We start from the raw sequence: 17598 nt of genomic DNA, 5'->3' as shown, positions 1-17598 counted from the left end.
CCGGCACGGGGACGTGGGGTCTCACCCAGTCGACGTGGGTGGCGGGCGACTTCAACGGCGACGGCCGCGCCGACCTCGCGTCCTTTAAACAGTGTTCTAACACTGTTTCTCACTCACGACCCCTTGCGCCGATGCTCAGGCGACCGTGGCCTGGTCGATGCCCGTCGCTTCCAGGTGCAGGGCCGCGCTCAGCGTGAACTCGCTCGCCTCCGTGTCGTGGTGCAGGGTGACTTCGGCGACGACGGCGAGGTCGTCCAGCGGCACCTTCTTCGCGCCCGCGACCCGGCGCACCGCGCCGACGAAGCACGACGCCCAGCCCGCCGCGAACAGCTGCTCCGGGTTGGTCCCGTCGCCCGCGCCGCCGAAGGCCTTGGGCACGGCGAGGGTGACGTCGAGCGCGCCGTCGTCGGAGCTCGCGCGGCCGCCGTTGCGGCCCTCCGCGGTGGAGGTGGCGACGGCGGTGTAGGTCACTTCGGACATGTTCTTCCTTTTGGCGGGTGACGGCACCACGCTAGGAATCCGGCCGGGACCGCGGCGACCGTCGCACGACGTCACCCGTGTACGTCACCGTTCTCCAGCCGCAGCCACCGGTCGATCCCGATCCCGGCGAGGAAGCGCTCGTCGTGGCTCACGACGACGAACGCGCCGCGAAACGCCGTCAGCGCGCTCTCCAGCTGTCCCGTGCTGACGAGGTCGAGGTTGTTCGTCGGCTCGTCGAGCAGCAGCAGCTGCGGCGCCGGTTCGGCGAACAGGACGCACGCCAGCGTGGCGCGCAGCCGTTCCCCGCCCGAAAGGACGCCCACCGGCAGGTGCACGCGCGAGCCGCGGAACAGGAAGCGGGCCAGCAGGTTCATCCGCTGCGCCGGGGGCAACGCCGGGGCGGCCGCCGCCAGGTTCTCGGCCACCGTGCGGTCGTCGTCCAGCAGGTCGAGCCGCTGGGAGAGGAACGCGATCCGGCCGTCGGCGCGGGCCACCGAACCGCTGTCCGGCTCGAGGTCGCCCTGCACGAGCCGCAGCAGGGTGGACTTCCCGGCGCCGTTGGGTCCGGTGAGCGCGATCCGTTCGGGGCCGCGGATCGCCAGGTCGGCGCCGCCCGGGAAGAGGTTCCGCACCCGGAGGTCCTCGCCGACGAAGAGCGTGCGGCCCGCCGGGACCTCCGTCCGCGGCAGCTCCAGGCTGATCTTCCGCTCGTCGCGCCGGGCCCGCTCGGCCTGGTCGAGCTTGGCCTTGGCCGCGCCGACGCGCGCCGCGTGCGTGCCGTCCGCCTTGCCTGCCGACTCCTGCGCGTCGCGCTTCATGGTGCCGGCGAAGATCTTGGGCAGCCCGGCGTTGCCCAGGTTGCGCGACGCGGTGCTCGCGCGGCGGGCGGCGCGTTCGCGGGCCTGCTGCATCTCCCGCTTCTCGCGCTTGACCTCCTGTTCGGCGGTGCGGATGTTCTTCTCGGCGACCTCCTGCGCAGCTTGGACGGCCTCTTCGTACGACGTGAAGTTCCCGCCGTAGAACCGGATTTCGCCGCTTTCGAGCTCGGCGATCCGGTCCATCCGGTCGAGCAGCGCGCGGTCGTGGCTGACCACGACGAGACAGCCGGACCAGTCGTCGAGCACCGTGTACAGCTTGCGGCGCGCTTCGAGGTCGAGGTTGTTGGTCGGCTCGTCGAGCAGCAGCACGTCCGGTCGTTTGAGCAGCTGCGCGGCCAGGCCCAGCGAGACGATCTGGCCGCCGGACAGCGTGCCGAGCGAACGGTCGAACGCGAGGTCGAGCCCGAGCCGGTCGAGCTGCGCCCGGGTGCGCTCCTCGATGTCCCAGTCGGTGCCGATGGTGGTGAAGTGCGCTTCGTCGACGTCACCGGATTCGACGGCCGCGATGGCGTGCAGCACCGGCGCCACCCCGAGGACTTCGGCGACGGACGGCTCCCCGCTCAGCGGCAGGTCCTGCGGCAGGTAGCCGAGGACACCGTCGGCGGTGACGCTGCCCGACAAGGGCTTCAAGACTCCGGCGACGAGCTTGAGCAGCGTCGTCTTGCCGGAGCCGTTCGGGGCGACGAGCCCGGTGCGGCCGCCGGGGAACGTCGCGGACAGGTGGTCGAAGACAGGGGTGTCGTCCGGCCAGGAGAAGGACAGGCCGGACAGCACGATTTCGGACATGGTGAAGACCTCGTGGTGGTGCGAAGCGAAAGGGGGACATCGAAAGCGGCCCGCACCGGCACTGCCGGGGGCCTGCACACTCCGGAGCTATCCGGAGATGTCGACGTCACCTGCCACGACTGGTCTCCTCGGTCGATCTTCCCTTCGAAGATAGCAGGGTTGGCGGCGGGGGAGCCGGGTAACCGCCCCGGATGCGCATCGTGGTGACCGGAGCGACCGGCAACATCGGAAGCGGCGTCGTCGCCGCCCTGAACGCCGACCCGCAGGTCGAGACGGTCGTCGGGCTGGCTCGACGGGCGGCCGAGGGCGTAGTCACGGCCGACGTCGAGCACGACGACCTGGTGCCGCTCTTCCGCGGCGCCGACGCGGTCGTCCACCTGGCCTGGCTGTTCCAGCCCACCCGCCGCCCGGAACGCACCTGGCGCGCGAACGTCCTCGGCTCGCTGCGGGTGTTCGACGCGGTGGGGGCAGCGGGCGTGCCCAAGCTCGTCTACTCGTCGTCGATCGGCGCGTACTCACCGCGCGAGAACGACGAACCGGTCACCGAAGACTGGCCGACGCACGGCTGGCCCGGCGCGGCCTACACGCGTGAGAAGTCCTATGTGGAGCGTTACCTCGACGCGTTCGAGCAGCGTCACCCGAAGCTCGACGTGGTCCGGATGCGCCCGGGTTTCGTCTTCCAGCGCGCGGCCGCGACCGAGCAGCGCCGGCTCTTCGGCGGGCCGTTCATCCCGGGCTCGCTCGTGCGACCGGGCCTGATCCCGGTCGTACCTGACGTCCCCGGGCTGCGTGTCCAGATCGTGCACACCGACGACCTGGCCGACGCCGTCCGCCGCGCGGTGACGCGCCCGGTGCGCGGGGCGTTCAACATCGCGACCGGCCCGGTCGTCGACCCGCGGTTCGTGGCTGACCTGCTCGGCGCGCGCACGGTGCCGGTGCCGGCCGCGGCGGTCCGGGCGGCGGTGAGCGCGGCTTGGCGGCTGCACGCGGTGCCGGCGACGCCGGGGCTCTTCGACGCCGTGCTGCGGCTGCCCGTCATGGACACCACCCGCGCGGAGTCCGCATTGGACTGGCGGCCGCGGCACGACGCGGCGTTCACGCTGAACGAGTTCTTGAAGGGACTGCGCGAGGGCGCGGGCGGGGACACGGCCCCGCTGGCCCCGGACCGGCACCGGCTGCACGAGATCGCGACGGGCGTGGGCAGGCGTCCCTAACCGGTCGACGGTGCCTTGCTGAGGTCGACGACGCAGAAGCGGTTGCCGTCCGGATCGGCGAGGACGACGAAGTCCGGCTCCGCGGGATAGCTGTCCCAGTCGACTTCGGTGGCGCCCAAGTCGACGAGCCGGGTGACCTCGGCCGTCTGCTCCGCCGTGGTGTCGACGAGCAGGTCGAGGTGCACGCGCGGGTACGGCTCGACCGGCGATTCGCTGTGCATGAGCCCGAGCGCGTGCCCGGAGCCGTCGGCGTGCCCCAGCGTGCGCCACCGTTCGCTGGCCCACTCTTCGGCGACGACGAGGTGCAGCGCCGCCGACCAGAAGGCCGCGGCGCGCGCGACGTCGGACACGCCGATCACGGGGAACCCGAGCCTGAGCACCTGTCGAGGGTAGCCGCTCGTGCGGTCCCGCACCGGGCAGACGACCCAGGAGACGAATGTCGTGTGATCCGGGGGTTGGCGCCGCCCTCGGCCGGGTAATCGCGAGGGCTGCCGCGGACGAGGAGGCGCCATGACGACCACCGGGCTCGAATTGCGAGTGGACGGGACGGCGCATCGGGTCGTCCTCGACCCGCGGCGGACGCTGCTGGACCTGCTGCGCGACCAGCTCGGCGTCTACAGCCCGAAAAAGGGCTGTGACCACGGCCAATGCGGCGCCTGCACGGTGCTGCTCGACGGCCGGCGCGTGCTGGCCTGCCTCGTCCTCGCGGTGACCTGCGAAGGCGCCGAGGTGACGACGGCGGCCGGTCTCGCGCGCGACGGCGAGCTGCACCCGCTGCAGCAGGCGTTCCTCGAGCACGACGGCCTCCAGTGCGGTTACTGCACCCCCGGCCAGATCTGCTCCGCGGCCGGCCTGCTGGCCGAGTTCGCCGACGGGGCGCCGAGCCACGTCACCGCCCCGGTCGCGAGTGCTCCACAGTGGACGGACGACGAGATCGCCGAGCGGATGAGCGGCAACCTGTGCCGCTGCGGCGCCTACGCCGGGATCGTGGCGGCGGTCCGGCAGGCGGGAGAAAGCTCGTGAGGCCGTTCGAATTCGCCCGGCCCGCCACCGTGCGTGACGCGGTCGAAGCCGTCGCGGGTGATCCGGCCGCGACCTACCTCGCCGGCGGCACCAACCTCGTCGACCACCTGAAGCTCGGCGTCGTCTCACCGCACCGGATCGTCGACGTGACGGCGCTGACGTCGACCGAGATCCAGGACGACAGCGACGGCGGGCTGGTGATCGGCGCGGGCGTCCGCAACAGCGACCTCGCGGCCGACCGGCGCGTCCGGGAGCGCTACCCGGTGCTGGCCCAGGCGCTGCTGTCCGGAGCGTCGGCCCAGCTGCGGAACATGGCGTCCACCGGCGGGAACCCGTTGCAGCGCACGCGGTGCGCGTACTTCCAGGACGTCACGACGCCCTGCAACAAGCGCTCGCCGGGGTCCGGCTGCTCGGCCCTCGGCGGGGCGACCCGCCAGCACGCGATCCTGGGCGCGTCCGAGCACTGCGTCGCCACGCACCCGTCCGACCTGGCCGTGGCGCTGGCCGCGCTGGACGCCCGGGTGCACGTCCTCGGGCCGGCCGGCGACCGCGTCGTGCCGTTCACGGAGCTGCACCGCCTGCCCGGCGACCGGCCGGACCTCGACACGGAGCTCGACCACGGCGACCTGATCACGGCGATCACCGTCCCCGCGCTCCCATGGGCCCGCCGGTCGGCCTACCGCAAGGTCCGCGACCGCGCGTCCTACGCGTTCGCGCTGGTCTCCGTGGCCGCCGCGGTGTCCCTTGAGGACGGAGTGGTCGCGGACGTGCGGGTCGCGCTCGGCGGGGTCGCGCACAAGCCGTGGCGCGCCCACCGCGCCGAAGAGGTGCTGCGCGGTGCGCCGCCGGCCGAAGCGCTGTTCCGGTCGGCCGCCGAGGCCGAGCTCGCCGACGCGCGCCCGCTCGACGGGATCGACGGGGGAAACGCGTTCAAGATCCCGCTCGTCACCCGCACCCTGACCGCCGTCCTGCGCGACCTGACCGCCGAGGAGCCGGGCCGATGACCGAACTGCTGGAACCGGAAGCCATCGGCCGGGCGCTGGTGCGCCGAGACGGGCCCGCGAAGGTCACCGGCACCGCGCCGTACGCCTACGAGGTGCCCGCCGAGAACGCCGCCTACTGCCACCCGGTGCAGGCCACGATCGCCCGGGGCCGCTGTACCCGGGTCGGCACCGTCGCGGCCGAGTCGCTGGACGGCGTCCTGCGGGTGCTGACGCCCTTCACCGCCGAGCGGCTGGCCGACACCGAGGACGCGGAGCTGGCGGTGCTGCAGGACTGCGAAATCCCGTTCCGCGGCCGGGTGCTCGCCCTGGTGGTCGCCGAAAGCCCGGAGACCGCCCGGCACGCGGCCGAGCTCGTCGAGGTCGACTACGACCACGACGAAGCCGACGTCGAGCTCCGCGCCGACCGCGACGACCTGTACAAACCGGACCAGGTCAACCCGTCCTTCGCGACCGACACCGACGAGGGCGACGTCGACACCGCCCTGCGCGAGGCCGACGTCACCGTCGAGCAGACCTACACGACGGCGATGTACCACAACAACCCGCTCGAACCGCACACCACGACGGCGCGGTGGGAAGACGGGACGCTCACGCTGTGGGACTCCACCCAAGGCGTCCACCCGGTGCGGTCCACCGTCGCGAAAGTGCTCGGGCTGCCCGAAGACCAGGTCCGGGTGGTCTGCCCGTACGTCGGCGGCGGCTTCGGGTCGAAGGGCACCGCGCACGCCCACGTCGTCCTCGCGGCGCTCGCCGCGCGGGCGGTGCCGGGTCGGCCGGTGAAGCTCGCGCTCACCCGCCAGCAGATGTTCAGCCTGGCCGGCTACCGCACGCCGACGATCCAGCGGATGCGCCTCGGGGCCGGCCGCGACGGGCGGCTGACGGCGATCCGGCTGGACGTCGTGGAGCAGACGTCGCGGATCAAGGAGTTCGCCGAGCAGACCGCGGTGCCCGCGCGGATGATGTACGCCGCGCCGAACCGGCGCACCAGCCACCGGCTCGCCGCGCTCGACGTGCCGGTCCCGTCGTGGATGCGCGCGCCGGGCGAGTGCCCCGGCATGTTCGGCCCCGAGGTGGCGATGGACGAGCTGGCGTACGAGCTCGGGCTCGACCCGGTCGAGCTGCGCGTGCGCAACGAACCCGAGCGCGACCCGGAGACCGGGAACCCCTTCTCCAGCCGCAACCTCGTCGAGTGCCTGCGCACCGGCGCGGCCGGGTTCGGCTGGGCGGAGCGCGACCCGCGGCCGGGCGTCCGCCGGGACGGCCGGTGGCTCGTCGGCACCGGCGTCGCGGCGTCGGTCTACCCGGCGAAGCGGATGCCGGGCTCGACCGCCGTCGTCCGGTTCGAAGACGGCCGCTACACAGCGGAAATCGGGGCGGCCGACCTCGGCACCGGCGCGTGGACGGTCCTGCCGCAGATCACGGCGGACGCCCTCGGCGTACCGGTCGAGGACGTCGACGTCCGCATCGGCGACACCGACCGGCCGAAGGCGACGGTCGCCGGCGGCTCCACCGGCACGGCGTCGTGGGGCGCCACCCTGGTCGCGGCCGCCGACGCGTTCCGGGCCAAGTACGGCGACGATCCCGGTGACGGCGACCAGGTTTCGGCGGACACACCGGAAAACCCGGACGAAGACCGCTACGCGATGTACGCCTTCGGCGCGCAGTTCGCCGAGGCCCGGGTCGACGCCGACACCGGCGAGGTCCGGGTGGCGCGGCTGCACGGCACGTTCACGGCCGGCCGGATCGTCAACCCGCGCACCGCGCGCTCGCAGTTCCTCGGCGGCATGACCATGGGCCTGTCCATGGCCCTGCACGAAAACAGCCTGCTCGACCCGCGGTTCGGGCACGTCGTCAACCACGACCTGGCGGAGTACCACATCGCGGCCAACGCGGACGTCCTCGACCTGCGGGCGGACTGGCTGGGCGAGACCGACGAGCACGTGAATCCCATGGGCAGCAAGGGGATCGGCGAGATCGGCATCGTGGGGACGGCGGCGGCGGTGGCCAACGCCGTCTTCCACGCCACCGGCGTCCGCGTGCGCGACCTGCCGATCACCCTGGACAAGCTGCTGCCGGGACTGCCCTGATCAGTGCCCCTGGATCTCCGGCTCGGGGTACTGACCCCGGCTGCGGTCGATCGCCGTCGTCACGATGCCGAGGGCGATCATCGCGACGCCGAGGCCGAGGTGCAGCCAGTCGTCGGCGTTGTCGACCGGGATGAAGTTGGCCGGGCTGTCGTGGTTCATCGCCAGCCCGAACACGAAGAGCAGGATGTAGACCCCGCCGCCGATCATCAGGAACGCCCGCGAACCGCCGTTGCCGCGGGCGGCCAGCACGCCGAGCACGCCGAACAGCAGGTGGACCAGGTTGTGCAGCACGGAAACGGTGAACACGCCGAAGAGGCGGGCCCCCGATTCGTGGCCGGCGAAGTGCAGATCGCCGTAGCCGGCGGTGATCCCCGGCACGAAGCCGAGCACCCCCACGACCAGGAACGCGATCCCGACCGCCAGCGCGGCGGTCCGCGCGGCACTCCGCCGCGTCCGGATTTCGGTCGTCATGACACCTCCGCATGATGGGCCGGCTGCGTGGCTACCCGGCCCGGGCGCGGACAAACCGGTCGTGCGGAGCTAAGCGAGCTCGGCCGAGACGACCGAAGGCAGCTCACGCAGCCTGCCGAGCAGGGGCTCGGTGTCTTCGGCGGCCAGCAGGACGGCGCAGACCATGCCGCTCTCGCGGACGCCGTCCTTGACGTCGACGGACAGTTCGTGCACGAGGTGACCTTCCAGCGCGCTGACCAGCGCCGGGATCTGTTCGGCGCCGCCGACGAAGTACGTGGCGATGCGGCGGCGCAACAGCATCGCCGAGCGGGTGGCGGGAAAGGCGAAAGACGTGGACATGGCTGATCTCCCAGGAGAAAGAAGGAATGAGATCGGGGCCAGGTCCCGAGAAAACGCGATCGACGACGCTGCGCGCCGGCGACCTGGGTTCAGCCGGCGCGCCGGGTTACGAGTCGCGAGGACGTCATGAGGCGCTGCACGGCGACAGGCTAACACGCGCGCCGCTCACCGGGGCAACACCCGATCGAGGAGGCTGGTCACCGTGTCGCGGTAGCGCTGCGGGTCCAGGTCGGGCTCCCACGAGCGCTGGAGCAGGAAACCTTGGATGAGCGCGAGCAGGACGCGCGCGAACATGTCCGGCTCGACACCGTCCGGCAGGCCGATGCCGGCCAGCGCGCCGGCGACGTCGTCGAGCGGGGCGAGCCCCTCGGTGACGATCCGCCGGAGCCGCTCGTCGTGCTGGGCACGGGCCCAGACGTGGACGGTGACGCGCCGCCGTCGCGCCTCCTCGGGGTCGGCCACCCAGTCGAAGTAGGCGTTCAGGAACTGGCGCAGCGCGTCCGGGCCGCCGTCCGCGATCGCCGCGGCGACGAGGTTCCGCTCGTGCTCGTGCCGGTCGGCGGCGACCGCCTCGATGATCGCCTCCTTGCCGTCGAAGTAGCGGTAGATGGCGCCGGCGCTCATCCCCGACTCGGCGACGATGTCCTGCATGGACGCGCCGTCCGGGCCGGCCTGCTCGAAGCAGGTCATCGCGGCGTCGAGGATCCGCTGTCGCTGGGCCGCGCGGCGCTCGTCAGTGATGCGGGGCACGCGCGCTCCTCTTGGCGACCGCGATCCGGTAGAGCCGCGAGCCGCCGCCGGCATCGTGGGTCGAGACGTCCTTCTCGAGGTCGAAACCGCGCTCGGCCAGGAATGCCCGGGTTTCGGTGGGCAGCAGCCCGAAGGTCCACGGCTCCCCGGACCGCGCGACGGCCCGCACCCACCGGCGCGCCTCGGGGAAGGGGCTGGGCTCGCGCAGGGCCCGGACGTCGACGTAGGTGAAGACGAGGTCGCCGCCGAGCCCGTGCACGGCGGCGAGGGTCGTGTCGACGGCGTCGGCGGTGAGGTAGTTGGTGACGCCCTCCCAGACGAACACGCTCGGTTTCCGCAGGTCGAAGCCGTTTTCGGCGAGGCTCTTCGCGAGGTCGTCGCGTTCGAAGTCGACGGGCACGTAGACGGGACCCGGGCCCATTTTGGTGCGCTTCCGCGCCTGGGTGGCGGGGTGGTCGACCTCGAAGACGGCCCGCCCGGCGAGCGCGGCCAGCCGATGGGCGCGCGCGTCGTAGCCGGCGCCGAGAAGGACGCACTGCGTGTCGCCGGTCATGGCTTCGGCGAGGGCGTCGTCGATGACCTTGGTCCGCGCGATACCGGAGGCCCGCGGCCCCGGCCCGGCGACGGCGTCGTAGAGGCCGGTGGCGAGGTGCCGGACGCCGGGGAGCCGCGCCGCTTCGGCGAGGACGCGCAGCGACGGGCGGAGGAAGGCGGTCGCATACGGGTCGTCGAAGAGGCGACGCCCGGGTGGGCGGTGGGATTCGAACGCTCGCTGGAGGGCCATCGTCTCCGCGGTGAAGCTGGCTCGGGACTCCATAGCGAATGATTGTTCGCGTTGGCGGGTGGGTTGCGCAAGCCTTCGGTCGGTTCGGATGCCATGAACGACTCGTTCATGGCTTCTGACGTGGGGAAAGAGTCGTTCACGACATCGCGACCGGCGCCGCGTCCCGGCCTCGGCCGGCTTGGTGCCGGGTGCGACCCGGACGTCTTGAATGAGTCATTCAGGTCGTCGGAGGTCCTGAATGACTCATTCAAGACATCTCGCGACCGGAAGCAGGGCGCCGCGCCTCGGGGAAGCCGGCCCGGGCAGGCGAAGGGGTCACGACCGGCGCCACCCGGCCCAGGCGGCAGCGCGACCGATGTCAGCCGGCCAGGGTGGCGCCCGGCCCGGGGGTGGTGGGTGGATCGGTGCGCACGACCGGGCGGCGCGGCCGCGCCGGCGGGGTCAGCTGGCCCGGATGACGCCCAGCCCCAGCGGCGTGATCTCGTGGATCTGCGACTTCCCCGACCGCGCGCTGGTGATCAGCCCGCTGGCCCGCAGCACCGACGCGTGCTGGCTGGCCGTCGCCAGGGACACGCCCGTCAGCGCGGCCAGCTCGCTCGTGTTGCACCGCGTGGTCGCCACCGTCACCAGCACCCGCGCGCGCGTCTGGCCGAGCAGCGCCGCCAGTGACGGCCCGGGCTCCGCGTCGCTGTCGAAGCGCGGGTGGCTGATCGAGTAGACCAGCGCCGGCGGGAGGGCCGGGTCCTTGTACGTCGTCGGCATGCCGTGCGCGAAGAACGTCGGGATCAGGCGGAGGCCGCGGCCGTCGAGGTGGAGCTCCTGCTCGATCGGGAAGCGAACCCGCAGCACCGGCGGGGTCCACGTGATGTCCGGGTGCACCGTCGAGAGCAGCAGCTGCGGCCCGCCGTGGTCCAGGCTCGACTGCAGCCGGTGGCGGTCGCGGGCGACCGCGCGGCGGACCGTCGGCCAGTCCGGGGCCACGCACTCGCGGTAGTAGTCGTGCAAAGCCGTGCCGAGCCGGTGCAGCTCACGGGTCTCGCCGCCGGCCAGCCGGCGCAGCCACGGCGCGACGCGCGTGCCCTGCGCCGCCAGCTCGGCGACGTCGGCGGCCAGGGCCGTCGGCGGTGTTTCGAGCACCGCCGAGACGCCGTCGCCGATCGTGGCCTGCCCGGCCGGGGTGAGGAAGTCCGGGCAGTACCCGTACGGCGGGACGGCGGACATCACCAGCCGGCCGGACTCGGGCACCGCGGAGCGCGACCCCCGGCGCCACCGGCCGAAGAACGGCTCGCCCTCCGGACGCCGGATGCGGTAGCTGCTCATGAGCAGCTCCCACATCGGGTCGGCGTCCTCGGCGATGGTCACCTTCGCCAGGTCCGCGTCCGTGAAGTGAATCTTGAGCATCGACGTACCGCCCTTTCCCGGGCGAGAATAGCCGCTGGTGGAGCGGGGTTCCGTCACACTGTGATCCGTGACGTTTCGAGCAGGTGCGAAACGTTCCGAAGCCGGTTGACGCCACTCGCGCGCCGCTGGCACGTTCATGCCCGCACGGCCGCCGACGAAGTCGCGTGCCGGGTGCGGACCGGCTGGGGGTCGGTCCGGCCAACCCGCCCGCCCTTGACTGTCCGAAGTGGACGTTCTCGGTTCGCGGGCGCGGGCGGAAATTCACGCACCCCACAGGGTTTCCCGGAGGTCTCGCTCACCCTCCGCGAAGGCGAAACGCCGCGCTGTCGAAGCTCACCCTGCGTAGCTGGTGCGTACGGGGGAAACGGCCGGTGTTCCTTGACAGCGCCGCCGCCCGCGGGGTTATGTCTCCGGTCTGAATTCCGTGGAAAAAATCCAGGAAATCGTTCTCGGGCCACCGGTACGAATCGAGCCACGCCACCGATGAAAGAAGACGAACCGCTTCGCCGTCGTTCCACCGCGTCGTGGAATCCCGGCACCTGGCGGCTGCGCACCAAGATCTCCGTTGTGTTGTTGCTGCCCGTCCTGGTCGCGCTGCTGCTGGCCGGCGGGCGCGTGCAGGCTGAGCTCGCCCAGGCGGGCGCGCTCAGCGGGGTCCGCGACCAAATGCCGGTCGTACAAGGGATCGCCGAGCTCACCGGCCTCGTCGACGACGAGATGATCCACGACGGTGGGGCCGCGCAGACCGCCGCGGTCGACGCGAAAGCCGCCGTCATCCGCCACGACGCCGCATTCGCGCAGCTGAACCCGGAGCTTTCGCGGACACTGGAAGATCAATTGGGAAAATTGGCCGGACTGCGCCAGCAGGACGGTTCCGCCGGTAACAAAACTCCCGCCTACCACGACTTCGTCGTGTCCCTCAGTGAAGTGATCCCCGGCATCGTCGGCCAAGCCGGGAATGCCGATCTCGACGCTTCGGCCGATATCACGAAAGCATTGACGCAGCTGAGGGCGACGCTCGCCGGGCAGGAGGTCCCGGACGGACGATCGGCGGACGCGCTCGCCGCCGCCGTCGCCGAGGAGTCGGTGCTGACCGGGCAGATCCGCCGGGCCCTGCCCACCGGGGCGGTGGCCGCGCGCTTCGCCGCCGCCACCATCCCCGGCGCCGGCGGATCCGCGGCCAAGCGCGCGGCGCTCGGGACCATCCTGTCCGACCAGGTGGGAACGCTCTCGGACGCGGTCGGCGCGCGGACCAACGTCACCCGGTCCGACGCACTGCGCGACGCCGCGCTGGTGCTCGCCTCGCTGCTCGGCGCCCTCGCCATCGCCCTCGCCGTGGCCCGCTCGGTGGTCGCCCCGATCCGGCGGCTGCACGCGGCCGCGGTCGACACCGCGCGCCGCCGGCTCCCCGCCACCATCGAACGGATCCGGGAGGGCGAGGACGTCGACTGGCAGGCGACCGAGCGGCTGCCCGTCGACTCCGAGGAGGAGATCGGCCAGCTGGCCCGCGCCTTCGACGACATGCACCGGCAGGCGGTGCGGCTGGCCGTCGGCGAGCAGGCCGAGATGCGCATCCAGGTCAGCGAGATGTTCATGACGCTGTCGCGGCGCAGCCAGTCGCTGGTGGAGCTGCAGCTGTCGGTGATCGAGGACCTCGAAGCCGACGAGCAGGACCCGCAGCGGCTGGCCGAGCTCTTCCAGATCGACCACATCGCCACCCGGCTGCGGCGCAACGGCGAGAACCTGCAGGTCCTCGCGGGCGGGCGGCCGGTGCGCCGCGACGTCGGACCGGTCGCGACGGTCGAGCTGCTGCGGGCCGCGACGTCGGAGGTCAAGGACTACCAGCGGATCACGCTCGGCAACGCGCCCCGCGGGTCGGTGCAGTCCGAAGCGGCGGCCGACGTCGTGCACATCCTCGCCGAGCTGCTGGAGAACGCGATCCGGTCGTCCCCGCCGGACGAGCAGGTCGTCCTCACCGCCGACCGCGGCTTCGACGGCGGTGTGCTGATCGAGGTCGTCGACGTCGGCCTCGGCATGACCCGCGAGGACCTCGAAGCGGCGAACGCCCGGCTCGCCGCCGGTGCCTCGGTGAGCCCGGAGACCACCCGCCGGATGGGCCTGTTCGTGGTGAGCAGGCTCGCCGCCTCGCACGGGATCACCGTGCGGCTGCGGCCCACGACCACGCGGACCGCGAGCGCCGGCGTCACCGCCAGCGTGCACGTCCCCGGCGTGCTGATCCTGGTCGACCTGCCGGCGCGGCCCGGGCTGCCGGGGCCGCCCCCGGGTGTCAACGGCACCGCCCGGCACGAGCCGGAACCCCGGTGGCCCGCCGAAGAACCCCCCGCCGTCGTGGAGCACCCGCCGATGCCGACGCCGATCTTCGACCAGATGCTGTCGCACTGGTTCGCCGACCCGCCGGCGAAACCGGCGCGGCCCGGCGAGTGGGCGACCCCGGCCGACGACGTCCGGCAGGCCGCCGAAGCCGCCGTCGGCACGCTGGACGACCTCGAGCTCACCGACTCGGGCCTGCCGACCCGGCAGCCCGGCGCGCAGCTCGCCCCGGGCTCGGTCAGCCCGCGTCAGCCGCAGCCTGCCGACTCGTCGTTCCGGGACGCGGCCGCGGTGCGGAACAACCTTTCCCGGCACTACAGCGGCATGCGCGCGGCCCGCCACCGGGTCGCGACCGACCCGAAGGGCCCGTCATGAGCACGCGACAGGAAGGAGTGGAAGTGGTCGACCAGTCCCGGAACTGGCTGGTGTCGGCGTTCACGCAGGAGGTGCCCGGCGTCGCGCACGCCGCGCTCGTCTCGGCGGACGGCCTGCTCGTGGCGGCGAACGACACGATGCCGCGCGACCGGGCGGACCAGCTCTCGGCGATCGCGTCCGGCCTCGCGAGCCTCGCGCTCGGCACGGCCGACCTGTTCACCGCAGGCCGGGTCGTGCAGTCGGTCATCGAGATGGAGCAGGGCTTCCTGATGCTGATGAACGTCGCCGACGGCTCGAACCTGGTGGTGCTGGCCAACCCCGGCTGCGACATCGGCCTGGTCGGCTACGAGATGACGCTGCTCGTCGACCGGGTCGGGAAGATGGTCGAGACACCCGCGCGGCCCAGCCTCCAGTCGCCGGCCGCTCCGGGGGCCAGCCGGTGACGGCAGGCCGGCGACGCGAGGGCGGGCGGCACGCGGCGTCGCTGGCCCGCCCGTACGCGTGGACCGCCGGTCGCACCCGGCCGACGGTCGACCTGGCGGTGGAAGCCCTCGTCGAAACGACGGCGGAGGGGCGGACGGCGCCCTTCAGCCCGACCAACCCCCTGGCCGCGGTGACGCAACTGTGCCTGCACCAGCGCTCGGTGGCGGAGGTCGCGGTGCACCTGGGCGTGCCGCTGGGCGTGGCCCGGGTGCTCATCGGCGACCTGCTGGTCGCCGGCCAGGTGTCGATCCGCGACACGCTCACCGCGGACGCCTCCTTCGACGAACGCAACGACCTGCTCGAAAGGGTCCTCAGTGGACTACGCGCACTCTGACAAGCGGATCACCTCGGCCAAGATCGTCGTCGCCGGCGGGTTCGGGGCCGGCAAGACGACCTTCGTCGGCGCCGTCTCGGAGATCGACCCGCTGCGGACCGAAGCCGTGATGACGGCCGCGGCCGTCGGCGTCGACCGGACCGAATCGGTGCCGGGGAAGTTCTCCACGACGGTGGCGATGGACTTCGGCAGGCTCACGCTGGCCGACGACCTGATCCTCTACGTGTTCGGCACGCCGGGCCAGCACCGGTTCTGGTTCATGTGGGACGACCTCGTCTGCGGCGCGGTGGCGGCGATCGTCCTGGTCGACACGCGCCGGCTCGCGGACTGCTTCGCCTCGATCGACTTCTTCGAGTCGCGCGGGCTGCCGTTCCTGGTGGCCGTCAACCAGTTCCAGGACACCCGCCAGCACCCGCCGGAGCAGGTGCGCGAAGCCCTCAAGATTCCCGCGGAGGTCCAGGTGGTCACCTGCGACGCGCGTTCGCCGGAGTCGACGAAGGAGACCCTCATCGCCGCGGCCGAGCACGCCCTCACCGCGTTGCACGCGCCACACCTGCTTTCGGGGGGTCCAGGGGGGCTTGTCCCCCGGCCGGGGTCCGGGGTTTGACCCCGGGCGACACAGAAAGCCTGACAGGAGCACGGAAATGCACATGGACCACGACGACTTCGCGATGGGCCACTGGCTCGTCGTGCTCGCTTACCTGACTTCGGTGGTGGGCTGCGCGCTCGGGCTCGCCTGCACGCTGCAGGCGCGGACCACGGACAACGCGCGGACCCGGCTGACCTGGCTCGCGCTCGCGGCGGTGTCGATCGGCGGCGTCGGCATCTGGGTCATGCACTTCATCGCGATGCTCGGGTTTTCCACGCCCGGGCTGCCGGTGCGCTACGACATCCTGCGCACGGCGCTCTCGGCGGTCCTGTCGGTGGCGGCGGTGTTCTGCGGCCTGCTGGTGTTCGGCGTCCGCAACCGGTTCGCCTGGAAGCGCCTGCTGCTCGGCGGGTTGCTGACCGGGCTCGCGGTGAACGTCATGCACTACACCGGGATGTGGGCGGTGCAGATCAAGGGGACGATCAGCTACGACCCGACGCTGGTGGCGCTGTCGGTGGTGATCGCGGTCGTCGCGGCGACGGCGGCGCTGTGGTTCACGGTCGGGCTGGACAAGCTCCTGCCGCGCCTGGCGGCGGGCCTGGTGATGGGCGCGGCGGTCAGCGGCATGCACTACACGGGCATGGCGGCGGTCCGACTGCACCTGGACCCCGCGGCGCCGGACCCGTCGGGGACGGAGGTGTTCTCGTTCCTGTTCCCGGTCTTCGTGCTGGCGGCGCTGGCGATGGCGGTGCCGATCTGCGCGGTGCTGATGGCGTCTACGAGTTCGGACGCCCGGCACACGACGACGGTCTCCTAGTCCGATGTGGACACCGGAACCGGGAAGCGGTCCGCGCTGAAGTGCACCAGGATCGCGGTGGCCGTCGCGCAGATCTCGTCGCCGGCCCGGAGGGTGCCGGTGGCGTACAGCTTCCGCCCGTCGCGGCGTTCCAGCCGGCCCTCCGCGGTGAGCGGCACCGCGTACGGCGTGCCGCGGAGGTAGTCGATCGTCAGCGACGCCGTCATGCCGGGGTAGCCGGCCGCCGCGGTCGCGCGGCCCAGGACGTGGTCCAGGACCGCCGCCACCCAGCCGCCGTGGACGCGGTTCGGTGGTCCTTCGTGGGCCGCGCCCAGCAGGACTTCCGCCCGTACCTCCGCCGGTCCGATGTGCGTCCAGGACAGCGGGGGCGCCAGGGGGTTCCCGGGGCCCTCCAAGGGGTTGTTGATGCTGAGGTGACCGCCGCCGTCGAGCGCGGCCAGCAGCAGGGGTGGCGATCCGCCGGTGGCGCGCAGGGCGGCGGTGACCGCCTCGACCTGCCGCGCGGCGTCGGCGAAGTCGGCGTCGGCGCCCGCGCACACGGAAGCCTCGATCAGCTCGCGGATCCGGGACCCCAGTTCGGCGCGTCCCGGAGGCACGCCGTCGACGATCGGGAAGGACATCGAACCCCCAGAAACTAGAACACGTTTCAGTCTACCAGGTCGGCCGGGCGGTGACGCCGCCGTCGACGACGAGATCGTGCCCGGTGATCCAGGAAGCCAGCGGGGAAGCCAGGAAGACGCACGCGTCGCCGACGTCGGCCGGCGTGCCCAGCCGGCCGAGCGGGGCGGCGCGGTGCCACCGCTCGACGCCATCGGGCCAGTCGCGCTCCAGCCCCGGACGCGAGATCAGGCCGGGAGACACCGTGTTGACGCGGATCCCGCGCGGCCCGTACTCCAGCGCGGCGCCGCGGGCGTGCATCACCAAGGCCGCCTTGGCCGCGCTGTAGTGGACGTGCCCGGGTGCGGGCTGCCGGGCCTCGATCGACGCGATGTGCGTGACGCTGCCGCCCTCGCCCAGCAGCCGGACGGCCGCCTGGGTACAGGAGAACGCGCTGGTCAGGTTCGCGTCGAGCATCGCCCGCCAGCGTTCGGCCGTCAGGTCCGCGAGGGGTTCGACCGGCTGGACGCCGGCGTTGTTCACGAGCGCGTCGAGCCGGCCGCCCCAGTCCGCGACGGCTTCCAGCAAGGCGTGGCACGCACTTTCGCCGGTGAGCTCGGCGGTGAACGCACGGGCCCGCCCGCCCGCGGCTTCGATCGCCGCGACGACGTCGTCGCCCGCGCCGGGACGGCGGTGGTGCACGGCCACCGCGCTGCCCGCTTCGGCGAACCGCAGCGCGATCCCGCGGCCGATCGTGCCGGCGGCGCCGGTGACGCAGGTGACGGTGCCGGAGAGGTCGGGGAGGTGGCTCGGCACGCGTCCGATCGTAGCCCGGGGGCGATCGGCGGGCGTTTT

General features: G+C 72.6%; 19 protein-coding genes. 9 read left to right on the top strand and 10 right to left on the bottom strand.

What is annotated here, in order from left to right; translation table 11 throughout:
* Positions 1–135: 135 nt before the first annotated feature.
* Complete coding sequence (locus tag AB0M59_RS26585; protein ID WP_364619837.1) at positions 136–480, bottom strand: Ohr family peroxiredoxin; 345 nt, start codon at positions 478–480, stop codon at positions 136–138.
* Positions 481–551: 71 nt separating this feature from the next.
* The gene (locus tag AB0M59_RS26580) at positions 552–2144 is read right to left on the bottom strand and encodes an ABC-F family ATP-binding cassette domain-containing protein (protein WP_364619834.1); all 1593 of its coding nucleotides are present in this window, start codon (positions 2142–2144) and stop codon (positions 552–554) included.
* Between the two features lie 191 nt (positions 2145–2335).
* Between AB0M59_RS26580 and AB0M59_RS26575 the strand changes: the two genes are divergently transcribed.
* Positions 2336–3358: an NAD-dependent epimerase/dehydratase family protein gene (locus AB0M59_RS26575; protein ID WP_364619831.1), complete on the top strand. Its 1023-nt coding sequence runs from the start codon at positions 2336–2338 to the stop codon at positions 3356–3358.
* On the opposite strand, the gene AB0M59_RS26570 is transcribed toward AB0M59_RS26575, so the two are convergent.
* Positions 3355–3738, bottom strand: a complete 384-nt coding sequence (locus AB0M59_RS26570; protein WP_364619828.1) for a VOC family protein — start codon at positions 3736–3738, stop codon at positions 3355–3357. The two genes, AB0M59_RS26575 and AB0M59_RS26570, sit on opposite strands and share 4 nt — an antisense overlap.
* Positions 3739–3868: 130 nt before the next feature.
* Here AB0M59_RS26570 and AB0M59_RS26565 point away from each other — a divergent pair, with 130 nt between their 5' ends.
* From AB0M59_RS26565 to AB0M59_RS26555, 3 genes are read left to right on the top strand one after another with little or no spacing between them, the layout of a single operon-like run.
* A complete protein-coding gene (locus AB0M59_RS26565) occupies positions 3869–4381 on the top strand; it encodes a 2Fe-2S iron-sulfur cluster-binding protein (RefSeq protein WP_364619825.1) in 513 nt (170 codons plus the stop codon).
* Positions 4378–5385, top strand: coding sequence for a xanthine dehydrogenase family protein subunit M (locus tag AB0M59_RS26560; protein ID WP_364619823.1), 1008 nt, complete (start codon positions 4378–4380; stop codon positions 5383–5385). The genes AB0M59_RS26565 and AB0M59_RS26560 overlap by 4 nt, the downstream gene beginning before the upstream one ends.
* Positions 5382–7472, top strand: a complete 2091-nt coding sequence (locus tag AB0M59_RS26555; RefSeq protein ID WP_364619820.1) for a xanthine dehydrogenase family protein molybdopterin-binding subunit — start codon at positions 5382–5384, stop codon at positions 7470–7472. Before AB0M59_RS26560 ends, AB0M59_RS26555 begins: the two co-directional genes overlap by 4 nt.
* Here AB0M59_RS26555 and AB0M59_RS26550 read toward each other — a convergent pair whose 3' ends face one another.
* From AB0M59_RS26550 to AB0M59_RS26530, 5 genes are all read right to left on the bottom strand, one after another.
* Entirely contained in the window at positions 7473–7943 is a 471-nt protein-coding gene (locus AB0M59_RS26550; RefSeq protein ID WP_364619817.1) for a DUF4383 domain-containing protein, read from the bottom strand.
* Between the two features lie 69 nt (positions 7944–8012).
* Positions 8013–8282, bottom strand: a complete 270-nt coding sequence (locus AB0M59_RS26545) for a hypothetical protein (RefSeq protein ID WP_364619815.1) — start codon at positions 8280–8282, stop codon at positions 8013–8015.
* A gap of 165 nt (positions 8283–8447) precedes the next feature.
* Positions 8448–9032 carry a TetR/AcrR family transcriptional regulator gene (locus tag AB0M59_RS26540; protein WP_364619812.1) on the bottom strand — a complete coding sequence of 195 codons (585 nt, stop codon included), beginning with the start codon at positions 9030–9032 and terminating at the stop codon, positions 8448–8450.
* On the bottom strand, positions 9016–9849 hold the full coding sequence (locus AB0M59_RS26535) for an SAM-dependent methyltransferase (protein WP_364619809.1): 834 nt from the start codon (positions 9847–9849) through the stop codon (positions 9016–9018). Before AB0M59_RS26535 ends, AB0M59_RS26540 begins: the two co-directional genes overlap by 17 nt.
* Positions 9850–10257: 408 nt before the next feature.
* Positions 10258–11217 (bottom strand): winged helix-turn-helix domain-containing protein, encoded by a 960-nt coding sequence (locus tag AB0M59_RS26530; RefSeq protein ID WP_364619806.1) that lies wholly within the window; start codon positions 11215–11217, stop codon positions 10258–10260.
* Between the two features lie 483 nt (positions 11218–11700).
* Between AB0M59_RS26530 and AB0M59_RS26525 the strand changes: the two genes are divergently transcribed.
* The 5 genes from AB0M59_RS26525 to AB0M59_RS26505 are packed head-to-tail and all read left to right on the top strand — an operon-like array spanning position 11701 to position 16146.
* Positions 11701–13923, top strand: coding sequence for an ATP-binding protein (locus AB0M59_RS26525; protein WP_364619803.1), 2223 nt, complete (start codon positions 11701–11703; stop codon positions 13921–13923).
* Positions 13920–14366, top strand: a complete 447-nt coding sequence (locus AB0M59_RS26520) for a roadblock/LC7 domain-containing protein (RefSeq protein WP_364619800.1) — start codon at positions 13920–13922, stop codon at positions 14364–14366. Before AB0M59_RS26525 ends, AB0M59_RS26520 begins: the two co-directional genes overlap by 4 nt.
* Positions 14363–14740 carry a DUF742 domain-containing protein gene (locus tag AB0M59_RS26515; protein ID WP_364619797.1) on the top strand — a complete coding sequence of 126 codons (378 nt, stop codon included), beginning with the start codon at positions 14363–14365 and terminating at the stop codon, positions 14738–14740. Before AB0M59_RS26520 ends, AB0M59_RS26515 begins: the two co-directional genes overlap by 4 nt.
* Positions 14721–15347 (top strand): ATP/GTP-binding protein, encoded by a 627-nt coding sequence (locus AB0M59_RS26510; RefSeq protein WP_364619794.1) that lies wholly within the window; start codon positions 14721–14723, stop codon positions 15345–15347. The genes AB0M59_RS26515 and AB0M59_RS26510 overlap by 20 nt, the downstream gene beginning before the upstream one ends.
* 43 nt (positions 15348–15390) lie before the next feature.
* Positions 15391–16146, top strand: a complete 756-nt coding sequence (locus tag AB0M59_RS26505) for an MHYT domain-containing protein (RefSeq protein WP_364619791.1) — start codon at positions 15391–15393, stop codon at positions 16144–16146.
* On the opposite strand, the gene AB0M59_RS26500 is transcribed toward AB0M59_RS26505, so the two are convergent.
* The gene (locus AB0M59_RS26500) at positions 16143–16766 is read right to left on the bottom strand and encodes a PaaI family thioesterase (RefSeq protein WP_364619789.1); all 624 of its coding nucleotides are present in this window, start codon (positions 16764–16766) and stop codon (positions 16143–16145) included. The genes AB0M59_RS26505 and AB0M59_RS26500 overlap by 4 nt on opposite strands.
* Before the next feature lie 31 nt (positions 16767–16797).
* Positions 16798–17559, bottom strand: a complete 762-nt coding sequence (locus AB0M59_RS26495; protein WP_364619786.1) for an SDR family NAD(P)-dependent oxidoreductase — start codon at positions 17557–17559, stop codon at positions 16798–16800.
* Between the last annotated feature and the right edge of the window lie 39 nt (positions 17560–17598).

Origin of the sequence: Amycolatopsis sp. NPDC051371, assembly GCF_040682155.1 — a bacterium.
Lineage (GTDB): Bacteria > Actinomycetota > Actinomycetes > Mycobacteriales > Pseudonocardiaceae > Amycolatopsis.
Note: the sequence above shows the minus strand (reverse complement) of the source record. Positions and strands in the feature narration are given on the sequence as shown.

Bases quoted from the DNA above. Each gene is read 5' to 3' on its own strand.
- AB0M59_RS26585 (WP_364619837.1), bottom strand. From the start codon at position 480: ATGTCCGAAGTGACCTACACCGCCGTCGCCACCTCCACCGCGGAGGGC.
- AB0M59_RS26580 (WP_364619834.1), bottom strand. From the start codon at position 2,144: ATGTCCGAAATCGTGCTGTCCGGCCTGTCCTTCTCCTGGCCGGACGAC.
- AB0M59_RS26575 (WP_364619831.1), top strand. From the start codon at position 2,336: ATGCGCATCGTGGTGACCGGAGCGACCGGCAACATCGGAAGCGGCGTC.
- AB0M59_RS26565 (WP_364619825.1), top strand. From the start codon at position 3,869: ATGACGACCACCGGGCTCGAATTGCGAGTGGACGGGACGGCGCATCGG.
- AB0M59_RS26555 (WP_364619820.1), top strand. From the start codon at position 5,382: ATGACCGAACTGCTGGAACCGGAAGCCATCGGCCGGGCGCTGGTGCGC.
- AB0M59_RS26550 (WP_364619817.1), bottom strand. From the start codon at position 7,943: ATGACGACCGAAATCCGGACGCGGCGGAGTGCCGCGCGGACCGCCGCG.
- AB0M59_RS26545 (WP_364619815.1), bottom strand. From the start codon at position 8,282: ATGTCCACGTCTTTCGCCTTTCCCGCCACCCGCTCGGCGATGCTGTTG.
- AB0M59_RS26535 (WP_364619809.1), bottom strand. From the start codon at position 9,849: ATGGAGTCCCGAGCCAGCTTCACCGCGGAGACGATGGCCCTCCAGCGA.
- AB0M59_RS26530 (WP_364619806.1), bottom strand. From the start codon at position 11,217: ATGCTCAAGATTCACTTCACGGACGCGGACCTGGCGAAGGTGACCATC.
- AB0M59_RS26525 (WP_364619803.1), top strand. From the start codon at position 11,701: ATGAAAGAAGACGAACCGCTTCGCCGTCGTTCCACCGCGTCGTGGAAT.
- AB0M59_RS26520 (WP_364619800.1), top strand. From the start codon at position 13,920: ATGAGCACGCGACAGGAAGGAGTGGAAGTGGTCGACCAGTCCCGGAAC.
- AB0M59_RS26505 (WP_364619791.1), top strand. From the start codon at position 15,391: ATGGACCACGACGACTTCGCGATGGGCCACTGGCTCGTCGTGCTCGCT.
- AB0M59_RS26500 (WP_364619789.1), bottom strand. From the start codon at position 16,766: ATGTCCTTCCCGATCGTCGACGGCGTGCCTCCGGGACGCGCCGAACTG.